Below are 9,243 nucleotides of genomic sequence, written 5' to 3'. Positions count from 1 at the left end.
GTGGACGACGGTGTTGGGCGGGTCGTCGGGCGACGCGCCGCCGTCGCTGTCGTCTCCCGAGCCCGTCTTGCGACGACGGCGCCGCCGGCGGCGGCGGGTCGCGCCCTCCACGCCGGCGTTCTCGTCGTCGCCGCTGTCCTCGTCGGAGTTGTCCGACTCGTCGCCGTCCTGATCGGAGTCTTGGCTGTCGTCGCTGTCGGTGTCGGAGTCGTCACCGGCCTGCTCGCCGCGGCCCCGCCCGCGTCCACGCCGGCCGCGGCGCCGGCGGCGCCCGGACGGCCGTTCGAACTGGTCGTCGGTGTCGTCGGCATTGTCGGTGCCGTCGCCGTCGCTGTCGCTGTCCTCGTCGTCTTCATCGTCGTCGTCGGCGCCGTACTCGAACTGCACGGGTTGTGGCGCCACGAACAGCGGCAGGTAGTCGGCACGCTCCTCGGTGGCTGCAGGCGTCTCGAGGATCAGCCGGGATTCCGGCTCGTCGTCGCCCGCTGCGTCAGACAACTCGGCGCCTCCGGCGGGCGAACTCTCCGGCGCAACGTCCTGCGCGTGTCGCGCTTCTTCTGAAAAGTCTTCGGTTTGGGCTGCAGAATTCTCACTGTCGGCCACGTAATCTCCTTAAGCCCCCGGGCGCGTCTTGTTCGACGCGGCCACGCGAGGGCTTCCGCTATTGACCCGGGTAACTGCGCCCGGGCGTGTTGTGGTCTCGCCCCGGGCGGTCCACTGGTGAACCATCCCGGTGCCGGTCTGAATGATGGCTGGACGGTCGGCGCCGCATCACGCGTGGCGATGGTCGCGCACGTCTAAGTCTTCATTCGGGCGTCCGGCCCCGGTTGATGGCCGGCTACCCGCGCCAAGTATCCCACATCACGCCACCCCGCCCGACCAGGCTGGGCGAGCAGCGTGGGAATCCCCCTAGTTACCTGGGAACCAGAGTTCGATCTCGCGCGCGGCGGACTCCGCTGAATCCGAGCCGTGCACGAGATTGTCCTGGGTGATCAGCGCGAAATCCCCGCGGATGGTGCCCGGGGCGGCCTTCTCCACCGGATCGGTTCCGCCGGCGATCTGCCGGAAAGCCGCGATCGCGCGCGGCCCTTCGATGATCGCCGCCACCACCGGCCCAGAGGTGATGAATTCGAGCAGCGAACCGAAGAACGGCTTGCCCTCGTGCTCGGCATAGTGCCGCCGGGCCAGGTCCTCGCTGACGTCCACGAGTTGCAGCGCGCCGACCGCCAGGCCCTTGCGCTCGATTCGGCTGAGAATCTCACCCACGAGGCGGCGCTTGACGCCGTCGGGCTTGATCAACACGAGGGTCCGCTCAGTCGGCTCAGTCACGGCCGACAGGATAGTCGCCGCGCGCGACTATTCGCCGGGATGCTGCTGTCCGGGCAGCAATCCGCGCCGCTGCCTGCGCAGGACCTCGGCGCGCAGGTAGGCGATCAGCAACCACACGACGAGAAAAACCACACCGATGATGCCGACCGCCCCGTAGACGAACACCCCGGCGATGAGCACCAACTGCATGGCCACGTTGACCCAGATCGCCCAGGATCTGCCCTGCACGCCGCACAGCAGGATCAACACCACCGCCAGGCCGACCAGGTAGCCGCTGCTCGCCGGGGTCAGCCCGCCGCCGACCTTGCCGACCACGGGCAGCGCCAGCAGCACGACGATCGCCTCGAGGATCAGGGTGCCGGCCATCACGCCGCGAAAGCTGCGCCACGGGTCGGGCTGCTGCGGTGCACCGGTCATTGCGGATCCTTTCCGAACAGCGTGCGCGCGGCGCCCGCGGTGACGACCGAGCCGGTGATGACCATTCCGGCGCCACCGAACAGTTCCCCCTCCAGGCTCGACTCTTCGACGATCGCGGTGGCGGTCTCGATGGCGTCGGGCAGGGTCGCGGCGGTCACGACGCGGTCCGGTCCGAAGCGCTGCTCGGCGAGCAGCGCGAGCGTCTCGACGTCCAGCGCGCGCGGCGACCCGTTGTGCGTGACGACGATCTGGTCGAAGACCGGCTCGAACGCGGCCAGGATGCCGTCGACGTCCTTGTCACCCATCACCGACACCACGCCGACCAGATAGCGGAAGTCGAACTCGGCCTGCAACGCCTGCGCCAGCGCGGCGGCGCCCGCGGGGTTATGGGCTGCGTCGATGAAAACGGTTGGCGCACTGCGCATCCGCTCCAGCCGACCGGGGCTGGTCGCCGCGGCGAAGCCGGCCCGCACCGTGTCGACATCGAGTTGACGCTGGGCGCCCGCACCGAAGAACGCCTCCACCGCGGCCAGTGCCACCGCGGCGTTGTGCGCCTGGTGCTCACCGTGCAGCGGCAGGAAGATCTCCGGGTAGACACCGCCGAGGCCCTGCAGTTCCAGCAGTTGGCCGCCCACCGCGACTTGTCTGCCCAGCACCGCGAACTCCGAGTCCTCGCGGGCCACCGCCGCGTCGGCGCGCACCGCCTGGGCCAGCAGCACCTCCATCGCCTCGGGCAGCTGGCGCCCGATCACGGCCACGGTGTCGGTCGGAACGAGGTCGTCCTCCTGCTTGGTGATGATTCCGGCCTTCTCGCCGGCGATTTCGGCGATCGTGTCGCCCAAGTACTCGGCGTGGTCGACCCCGATGGGCGTGATGACGGCCACTGGTGCGTTGACGACGTTCGTCGCGTCCCACCGGCCGCCGAGGCCCACCTCCACGACCGCGACGTCGATCGGCGCGTCGGCGAACGCGGCGAACGCCATTGCCGTGACCACTTCGAACTTGCTCATCGCCGGGCCGCCGGCCGCTTCGGACTGCTGGTCGACAAGCTGCACGAACGGCTCGAGCTCGCGGTAGGTCTGCACGTACAACGCCGGGCTGATCGGCTTGCCGTCGATCGAGATGCGTTCGACGGCGGACTGCAGATGGGGGCTGGTGGTGCGCCCCGTGCGACGGCTGAACGCGCTCAGCAGGGCGTCGACCATGCGCGCCACCGACGTCTTGCCGTTGGTGCCTGCGATGTGGATGGACGGATAGCTTCGCTGCGGCGAACCCAGTAGCTCCAGCAGCGTGGCGATGCGTGTGGTGCTCGGCTCGAGTTTGGTCTCGGGCCACCGCTGGTCGAGTAGATGCTCGACCTGCAGCAGCGCCGCGATTTCGTCCGGCGTCGGGACGTCAGGTTCCTCGCCGAGCGGACCCGGGCCGGTCATCGAAGCGCGGCCAGCCTCATCGTGATGCGCTCGACTTCCTCCTGAGCGACTTGCCGGCGGGCGCGGATCTTGTCGACGACGTCGGCGGGCGCCTTGGCCAGGAAGGCCTCGTTGCCGAGTTTTCCTGCGGTCTGAGCCAATTCCTTCTGCGCGGCGGCCAGGTCCTTCTCCAGCCGGCGCCGTTCGGCGGCCACGTCGACGGTGCCCGAGGTGTCGACCTCGACCGTGACCGTCGCCCGCGAAAGCCGCACCTCGATCGACGCGGTCGGATCGAACCCGTCGCCGTCAGTGGTCAGCCAGGCCAGCGCCCGCACGGCGGGCACCTGCGCCGCCACATCGGCGTCGGCGATCTTCGACAGCCGCGCTGGCACCTTCTGGCGGTCGTTGAGACCCTGATCACTGCGGAAGCGGCGCACCTCGGTGATCAGCTTCTGCATGTCGGCAACACGTTGCGCTGCAACGGAATCCAGCTCGAAGCCGGAAGGCGTCGGCCAGTCGGCGATGACGAGCGACTCGCCCCCGGTGAGCGTCTTCCACAGCACCTCGGTGACGAACGGCATCACCGGGTGCAGCAGTTTGAGCAGGGTGTCGAGCACGAAGGCGAGCACTGCGGTGGTGCCGTCGAAACCCTCAGCGAGCTGCACCTTGGCCAACTCGACGTACCAGTCGCAGAACTCGTCCCAGGCGAAGTGGTACAGCGACTCGCATGCACGGCTGAACTCGTAGGCGTCGAACGCGGAATCCACTTCGGCGCGAACCTGTTCCATCCGACCGAGTATCCACCGGTCGGCGTCGGTGAGCCGGTCGGCGTCGGGCAGCGGTGCAGGGGCCGCGCCGTTCAACAACGCAAACCGGGTGGCGTTGAACAACTTCGTGGCGAAGTTCCGCGATGCCCGGGCATGGTCCTCGCCGATCGACATATCGCCGCCCGGACTGGCGCCGCGCGCCAAGGTGAACCGCAGTGCGTCAGCGCCGAAAGCCTCCACCCAGTCCAGGGGGTCGATGCCGTTGCCGCGGGACTTGCTCATCTTGCGGCCGAACTCGTCGCGAATCAGCCCGTGCAGGAAGACATTCTCAAAAGGAACCTGCGGGCCGCGCCGGCTGTTCGACGTGATCGCGGGATCGTCGGCGACGAACGTGCCGAACATCATCATCCGCGCCACCCAGAAGAACAGGATGTCGTAGCCCGTGACCAGAACGCTGGTCGGATAGAACTTCGCCAGGTCGGCGGTGTGCTCGGGCCAGCCCATGGTGGAGAACGGCCACAGCGCCGAACTGAACCAGGTGTCGAGCACGTCGGGGTCCTGCTCCCAGCCCTCCGGCGGTGTTTCGTCGGGGCCGACGCACACGGTCTCGCCGTCGGGGCCGTGCCAGATCGGGATGCGGTGCCCCCACCACAGCTGCCGCGAAATGCACCAGTCGTGCATGTCGTCCACCCAGGCGAACCAGCGTGGCTCCAGGCTCGCCGGGTGAATCACGGTGTGGCCGTTGCGAACCGCGTCTCCGGCGGCTTTTGCCAACGAGTCGACCTTCACCCACCACTGCAGCGACAACCGCGGCTCGATCGGCTCACCGCTGCGCTCGGAGTGCCCGACGCTGTGTACGTAAGGCCGCTTCTCGGCGACGACGCGGCCCTGGGCGGCGAGCGCCTCGCGCACCTTGACGCGCGCCTCGAAGCGGTCCTGCCCGTCGAATTCCGTTCCGGTGCCCACGATCCGGCCCTTGGTGTCCATGATCGAGGGCATCGGCAGCTGGTGGCGCATGCCGATCTCGAAGTCGTTCGGGTCGTGTGCGGGGGTCACCTTGACAGCGCCGGTGCCGAACTCCGGATCGACGTGGGAGTCGGCGACGATGACGATCTCGCGGTCGATGAACGGGTGCGGCAGCGTCTTGCCGACCAGATCGCGGTAGCGCTCGTCGTCGGGGTGCACGGCGATCGCCGTGTCGCCGAGCATGGTCTCGACACGTGTGGTGGCCACGACGATATGGGGCTCGGCATCGTCGAGCGAGCCGTAACGGAACGACACCAACTCACCTTCGATGTCCTCGTACTTCACCTCGAGGTCGCTGATCGCGGTCTCCAGCACCGGCGACCAGTTGACGAGCCGCTCGGCCCGGTAGATCAGCCCCGCGTCGAAGAGCCGCTTGAAGATCGTGCGCACCGCGCGCGACAGGCCGTCGTCCATGGTGAACCGGTCCCGGCTCCAGTCCACACCGTCACCGAGGCGGCGCATCTGCACGCCGATCGTGCCCCCGGACTCACGCTTCCAGTCCCAGACCTTGTCGATGAACAGTTCGCGACCGAAGTCCTCCTTGGTCTTGCCGTCGACCGCGAGCTGCTTCTCCACCACGGACTGGGTCGCGATGCCCGCGTGGTCCATGCCCGGCAGCCACAGGACCTCGTAGCCCTGCATGCGCTTGCGGCGGGTCAACGCGTCCATCAGTGTGTGGTCCAGCGCGTGTCCCATGTGCAGGCTGCCGGTCACGTTGGGCGGCGGCAGCACGATCGAGTAGCCGGGCTTGCTGCTGGTCGCGTCGGCGGTGAAGTAGCCCGCTTCGACCCAGCCTTCGTAGATGTCGCTCTCGACCGCGCCCGGCTCCCAGGACTTGGGCAGGGCGGTCGCCGGCGGAATGCCGGATTCGGAGCTGGGGCTGGCGGTCACCCCGCAATTCTAGGAACGACGCGCGAGCTCGACCCAGCCGGGACGCAGCGGGCCGCGGTGACCGCAGCCCACTCAAGGCCCGGGTCAGGCGAGGCGGTCTGTCTCCAGAGTCACCCCGGCGGCCGGAAAGCGCGCGAGGAGCGCGTCGCCCATCGCCGCGGCCGGGGTGAGCACGCCATGCAGATCGGTCAACTTGTCGCGGTCCAGCGCAAGCGCCAGCCCGCATTCGCCCAGCAGCACCGACGTCGCCTTGTAACCCGGGTCACCCTGCTGCGACATCGTGGCCCGGTACCGGGCACCGCTGGTGGTCCCCGTGTAGGTCTCGACCGTGTAGTGGCCCTGCTCCTGCAGTCGTTCGCTGGGACCGGTGCCCGGTTTCGGCAGGACCCGTTCGAGCAGACCGGTGGGTACGCGGTTCATGAACCGGCTGCCCAGCGCCATCGTCGCCGCGTTGCCCGCGGCCGCCAGCGCGGAGGTGACCGGCGCCAGCACCGATCTGCCCATGCTCATCTGCTCGCCGTACTCGAGGCGACGGCCGTACGCGTAGTCGAGCAATGCATTGCTGCGCCGCACGATTCGGGTGTTGACCGCCGCCATCACGAACGGCCCGACCCAGTACCCCTGGAGCTCGGGAGCGATCTCGCCGCCGCGCCGCCACCGCAGATCGGGCTGGCCGCCGAGTTCGGGCTCGGCGGCACGATCCTGGCTCAGCGTGTAGGGATCGTCGATCAGCTGCCGCGCCTCGGAATCGGCGGAGGCCGCGCGCATCACCTCGACCATCGACGCCACCGTGCCGCCCGAGAGGCCCGCTTTGAAGGAACGCACGACGAGGTTGGTGTCGGTCAGCTCGCCCTCGCCGTCTTGTTGCGCCCGCCGGTACAGCGCGAACACGGTGAGATCCGAAGGGATGGAGTCGAATCCGCACGAGTGCACGATGCGTGCGCCGGTGTCGGCGGCCTGCTTGTGGTACAGGTCGATGCTCTCGCGGATGAACAGCGTTTCGCCGGTCAGGTCCGCGTAGTCGGTACCCGAGGCCGCGCACGCCGCGACCAACGGCAGGCCGTAGTGCGCGTACGGCCCCACGGTGGTCACCACGACCCGGGTTCGGGCGGCCATCTCGTTCAACGTCGACGGCTGCGACGCGTCGGCCGTGAGCAGTGGCCAGGCTTGCGCCTTGTCGCCCAACGACTCTCGCACCGCGAGCAGCTTGTCGTGCGAGCGGCCCGCCAGCGCGATGCGGGCACCCGAACCGGCGCGCGTGAGGTACTCGGCGGTGAGTTTCCCGACGAACCCGGTTGCCCCGTACAGGACGATGTCGAATTCCCGCTGTGCTGCGCTCATGTCCGCGACGCTACCCGAGCGTCTCGGGCACCTCGACGTCCTCGTCCAGCACATGGCGGGCCAGGAACCCGGTCACCACCTGATACCAGATCTTCGCGTGCTGCGGGGTGAGCACCCAATGGTTCTCCGACGGGAAGTACAGGAACCGGTGCGGGCTTTCACCGTCGTCGTCGGCGGGCAGCCCGGAGTGGGTCAACAGCTCGTACCACAGCCGCAGTGCTTCCCCGATCGGCACGCGATAGTCCTTGTCGCCGTGGATCACCAGCATCGGGGTCCGGATCTGGGCGACATGATGGTGCGGGGAGTTGGCCTGCGCCATCTCGCGGGTCATCTCACGCAACCAGTAGTACGACGAGTCGGTGGTCGCGCCGAACTGGTCGAGCGCCCACAAGCTGGCGTGGGTGACGATCGCGTCGAACCGGTCCGTGTTTCCCGCGACCCAGTTGGCCATGTAACCCCCGAACGACCCGCCCATCGCCGCGGTGCGGTCGGCGTCGACGCGCGGGTGCTCGCATGCGACGTCCGTCGCGGCCATCAGGTCCTCGAACGGTGCTCCACCCCATGAGCCCCAGCCGCGCTGGACGAAGTCCTGCCCGTACCCGGTGGACAGCCCGGGGTCGGGCAACAGCACGGCGTATCCCCGCGCCGCCAGCAGCCACGGGTTCCACCGCCACGACCAGGCGTTCCAACTGCCCAGCGGGCCGCCGTGAATCCACAGCAGCAGCGGAGCGCGCGCCTCGCCCGCCGGCAGAACGAGCCAGGACCGGACGCGGGCGCCGTCGGTGGTGCGGGCTTCGAGTTCGGTGAGCGAGCCCGGCAGCGGCGGCAGCGGCACGCACGCCAGTTCGCTGACCGCACCGTCGGGATCGATGCGCACCGGGTGCGGCGGGGCGGCGTAGGAGCTGCGCAACGCGAACAGCACGCCGCCCGGGGCGGCCACCACATCGGTGTAGCAGTAGTCGTCGAAGGTCATCTGCGTCACCTCGTCGTCGTCGAGGTCCACCCGGAAAATCGGACGACGGCCCCGCTGATCGGCGGTGACGATCACCGCCGACCCGTCGCGCAACCATGTCACCGATGCAGGCCACCTGTCCCAGCCCGCCGCGAGAACCGTCGGCTCACCGTCAAACCGCAGGCAGCCCAACGTCATCCGCGGTGCGACGTCGGGAGTCGAGAATGTCTCGCGGATGTAGACCACCGCCGAGCCGTCCGGCGCGATCGCCGGCCCCCACACGTCGGCATCGGCGTCGTCGACCAGAACCGTGCGCTCGCCGGAGTCCAGGTCGATGCGCACCAGCACGGAGTGCCGCGACGCGCCCGGTGCCGGGCGTTGCCAGGTGCTCACCACGAACCGCCCGTCGGCGCTGACGTCGAAGTCCGACTCGCGAAGCGCGCCACCCGGAGCGGTGGTGAGGTCACGCGCGGCTTGATCTCCGTCGCCGGCGAGGTCCACGCCGAGCAGGTACGGCTCGCCGGGCCCCAGATCGGTGTCCCAGTGCCGGATCGGATAACCGGTGTGCAGTATCGCGGTGATCGCGTTGTCCTTGCGCAGCTTCCGCAGCCGTCGGTCCTCGTCGACGTCTCGCGCCGAGGGCAGCAGCGGTGATCGGACCACCGCGACGTCGGCTTCGTCCGCGGTCCGCACCGCCTCGACGCCGCCGGGTAACTCCAGTGCTTCGACGGCCTCGCCGCCGGCTGCCGGCAACCGCCACAGCGAGGCGGGCGGCTTGTCGTCGCCCTCGCGCGGCCGGACAGCGACGAACAACAGGTCGCCGTCGGCGGCAAACGTCGGCGCCGACTCCCCCTTGGTGCCGCGGGTCAGCCTGCGAGCCGGTCGCACACCCGCCGTGTCGACCTCCCAGACGGCGTTGACGTACTCGGTTCGCTTCTCGTTGAGTTCGGCGACCGTGGTCACCAGCCGCGTCCCGTCGGGCGAGAGCGCCAGTCCCGACACGCGCGGCAACGCGAGGTACTCGTCGAGTTCGTCGAACGGGGTCGAGTTCAGGGCCGAAGCGCCGGAAGCGATCATGCCCCGTTCGTAGCACAGCCGGCCCGCGGCCCAA

At 69.1% G+C, this 9,243-nt stretch carries 6 protein-coding genes and 1 pseudogene; all 7 read right to left on the bottom strand.

From position 1 onward, the window contains the following. Positions 1 to 603: pseudogene (locus A5663_RS18055) on the bottom strand (ribonuclease E/G); the annotation flags it as partial. Between the two features lie 306 nt (positions 604 to 909). Then, positions 910 to 1,329, bottom strand: coding sequence for a nucleoside-diphosphate kinase (gene ndk / locus A5663_RS18050; RefSeq protein ID WP_156744539.1), 420 nt, complete (start codon positions 1,327 to 1,329; stop codon positions 910 to 912). A 27-nt stretch (positions 1,330 to 1,356) separates the two neighbouring features. Continuing rightward, positions 1,357 to 1,746, bottom strand: coding sequence for a DUF4233 domain-containing protein (locus tag A5663_RS18045; RefSeq protein WP_068152110.1), 390 nt, complete (start codon positions 1,744 to 1,746; stop codon positions 1,357 to 1,359). Next, positions 1,743 to 3,176, bottom strand: a complete 1,434-nt coding sequence (locus tag A5663_RS18040; RefSeq protein WP_068152108.1) for a folylpolyglutamate synthase/dihydrofolate synthase family protein — start codon at positions 3,174 to 3,176, stop codon at positions 1,743 to 1,745. Before A5663_RS18040 ends, A5663_RS18045 begins: the two co-directional genes overlap by 4 nt. Beyond that, positions 3,173 to 5,839, bottom strand: coding sequence for a valine--tRNA ligase (locus tag A5663_RS18035; protein WP_068152102.1), 2,667 nt, complete (start codon positions 5,837 to 5,839; stop codon positions 3,173 to 3,175). The genes A5663_RS18040 and A5663_RS18035 overlap by 4 nt, the downstream gene beginning before the upstream one ends. 84 nt (positions 5,840 to 5,923) lie before the next feature. Beyond that, entirely contained in the window at positions 5,924 to 7,180 is a 1,257-nt protein-coding gene (locus tag A5663_RS18030; RefSeq protein ID WP_068152100.1) for a trans-acting enoyl reductase family protein, read from the bottom strand. Positions 7,181 to 7,190: 10 nt separating this feature from the next. Next, entirely contained in the window at positions 7,191 to 9,209 is a 2,019-nt protein-coding gene (locus A5663_RS18025; RefSeq protein ID WP_068152098.1) for a S9 family peptidase, read from the bottom strand. Positions 9,210 to 9,243 lie beyond the last annotated feature (34 nt).

The sequence above is a fragment of the Mycobacterium sp. E740 genome, from assembly GCF_001672895.1.
Lineage (GTDB): Bacteria > Actinomycetota > Actinomycetes > Mycobacteriales > Mycobacteriaceae > Mycobacterium.
This window is presented reverse-complemented; position numbering and strand designations above follow the sequence as displayed.

What these genes read in the sequence shown, in the direction of transcription:
- A5663_RS18045 (WP_068152110.1), bottom strand. Translation starts at nt 1,746, where the DNA reads ATGACCGGTGCACCGCAGCAGCCCGACCCGTGGCGCAGCTTTCGCGGC.
- A5663_RS18040 (WP_068152108.1), bottom strand. Translation starts at nt 3,176, where the DNA reads ATGACCGGCCCGGGTCCGCTCGGCGAGGAACCTGACGTCCCGACGCCG.
- A5663_RS18030 (WP_068152100.1), bottom strand. Translation starts at nt 7,180, where the DNA reads ATGAGCGCAGCACAGCGGGAATTCGACATCGTCCTGTACGGGGCAACC.
- A5663_RS18025 (WP_068152098.1), bottom strand. Translation starts at nt 9,209, where the DNA reads ATGATCGCTTCCGGCGCTTCGGCCCTGAACTCGACCCCGTTCGACGAA.